1 protein-coding gene is annotated in these 981 nt (G+C 38.7%); it reads right to left on the reverse strand.

Annotated elements, in window-relative coordinates; genetic code table 11:
- Positions 1-402: 402 nt before the first annotated feature.
- Positions 403-981: hypothetical protein (locus tag DD606_RS25615; protein WP_139158404.1), on the reverse strand; the 579-nt coding region annotated here is incomplete at its 5' end.

The following is a 981-nucleotide window of genomic DNA, read 5'->3' on the forward strand; positions in this document are numbered from 1 at the left end:
AGTGAAAAGCACACAAAAAATAGATTTTTACAAAATTTAACCATAGCTTCCCTGGAACACGTAGATTAAGGATCCGATCTTGTTTTTTGCAAAAATTACCTAAAAGCATAAAATGCATGAAAAAGCTAAAAATAGTAATTTTTTACAAAATTGAACCAAACGTCCGTCTAACCTACTGTAACATGGAAACGACCCTGCTTTTTTCTTTAGAACCTTTCAGTACTCTCAATCAAGCATCTTAAGTAAAAAAATAGGCAAAATAGATATTGAAAGATATTTTTTTTATTTTTAGAAGAGACCCAAAAATTGGGGATCTTACATCCTCCCACACTTAAAAAACTCGAGGTGTCCTCACCTCGACATGAAATCTGGATAATTTAGTCTCATTACATCATCACGTTCTTAAGTGGCATCTTCCTGTGGATACATTGACCATTTAACAAGGTGTTCAAGAATGATCCGATTATGTAGAGGCTTAGTTCTACTTTGAAGTATTGCTTCAGGATATATTTCAAAAGTTCCATCGGTAGAGGTAGATAATAGGGAATCATCAAGAATGTGTTGTGAATGTGTAGCTTTGAGATGTAAATCCCAAAACTTGTCTACATACTTGTTGATAGACTCATGAGAGAGGAGCTTCAAGCCGCGCCATTCGGTAAGAACTTTATCTTTAGTATCGCTTGGAAGAAATTGCTTCATGATGGAAACTCGTAGAGTTTTCCATGTCTTTGGGGCTTCTCCATTGCCACGAAGGCTAGCCCACCATTGACGAGCTGATTTTTGGAAGTGCATAGCTACATGGTGTAGCTTGGAGGACTCCGTGAAGCCCTCGTCCCCAAAGGCCGCATCAAATTGCTGGATGAAGGCCAACACTTTGTCGGTAGCACCAAAGGTGCCATCGTAGGTGAGAAAAGAGATACTCTTTCCTCCCTCCTTGAACTTCTTTAGCTTTTGTGACCTTCGCCATGCAGGAAATGATTT

The organism is Enterobacter cloacae complex sp. GF14B (genome assembly GCF_004136805.1).
GTDB classification, from domain to species: domain Bacteria; phylum Pseudomonadota; class Gammaproteobacteria; order Enterobacterales; family Enterobacteriaceae; genus Enterobacter; species Enterobacter hormaechei_C.